This is a genomic window from Oleiphilus sp. HI0123, assembly GCF_001635315.1.
In genome coordinates, this window is the sequence record NZ_LWGE01001694.1 from 1 (window position 1) to 1316 (window position 1316).

Below are 1316 nucleotides of genomic sequence, written 5' to 3' on the forward strand. Positions count from 1 at the left end.
CATCCCTTCAGCCTTTGTCGAAATAGATAATAAGGTTGATCAAACCGTTCTAATAGCTTTCGACCAAGATCCGACTGTGGAAACAGATGATGAAATTCAATTTGCCGCTCTAGACCGGATCGCGCCTGAAAATTTCAAAGAGTCCGGATTCAGTGAAGCGAAAGTAAGGCAGATCAAGGTAATCCATCAAGAACCACCCCAAATTCTTACTGTCGACGAAGACTACCTGGAGTCAAAATATGGCACTCTGGGGTACGCCCTATTAAATCAAACATGCCTCGATGATGATGAAGAAAATGTCGTCACATGCCCTGACGGCTCGATTACCAAAGAAATCGAGCACCCTGCTTGCTTCGACCTTATTGACGATGATGGTGACTCACTAACAGAGCACGATGAAGCCGACGAGCGAAATACTGTCATCTCCAACTCATTCACAATTGGCGATGGCAGTAATGATGCGCTGACAGACTTGCAGCGCTTAAAAGTAGAGGTAGACTACCCTAATGCAGAAATTCGCGTCTATGTATCGAAGTTCAGTACTGCCATCTACAAAGCTTTAGAAGATGATAGAGAAACAGAAATACCTCAGGGCGACGACAACCCCAACCCGACACGCGAGCAACTCATCTACAATCCAACGAGCTGTGAAAGTTACAATGTTTCGAAAGACCTTTTTGAGCTGCAAAGTGAAGAAGATCAGGAAAATAACGTCGCTGTCCCCGCTAACAGTTATGAAGACCCTGGCTATGAGTATATTGCCCAGACAGATGAAGATGGAGAGCCACTCTTAGACGAGGATGACAACGTCATTTACACATCGCCCACACCGCTGTTTATCTTTCAGGGAACGGCTATTCCTGAGCGACAGTAATTGTTTTTGTGAATCAGGGTAAGTTTTACACTTACCCTAAATCACCTTCGCTTTCAGCTTAGAGATTCTTGCGGGTCGATGCTGATCAATCATTGAAATAAGTTGCATATTTCGCTCAATAGAATCTCTCAATTGCTTAACTAAACCCAGGTCAGGAAACGCGCCCTCATTAGCTGCTACAATCTTTTTCTTCGTTTCTATTATTTCCCGCTCTAAACGCTGACGCTGATTATCAAGCGTGGTCAAACGTAATGTTCTCATAGTCAGAGTCTCTATATTCCCGAAAGAACTATCAGTATAGGCAGCTAAGGTTTAAGCAATATGAAGGACTTAACATTATCGGGTAAGCTTGCGTAATCGTTTGTTTCAATGAACAGAAGTGCTCGCATAGCTTTTCACTATGTAAGCGAGAGTATCATTGGTCGAGAAAACTGGGCACTTA

2 protein-coding genes are annotated in these 1316 nt (G+C 43.6%); one reads left to right on the plus strand and one right to left on the minus strand.

Going from position 1 to position 1316, the window contains the following annotated elements:
• A partial coding sequence (locus tag A3761_RS28095; protein ID WP_197473189.1) for a hypothetical protein occupies window positions 1-874 on the plus strand: 874 nt, incomplete at its 5' end.
• Window positions 875-910: 36 nt separating this feature from the next.
• Here A3761_RS28095 and A3761_RS22945 read toward each other — a convergent pair.
• Window positions 911-1135, minus strand: a complete 225-nt coding sequence (locus A3761_RS22945) for a hypothetical protein (protein ID WP_068510894.1) — start codon at window positions 1133-1135, stop codon at window positions 911-913.
• Window positions 1136-1316 lie beyond the last annotated feature (181 nt).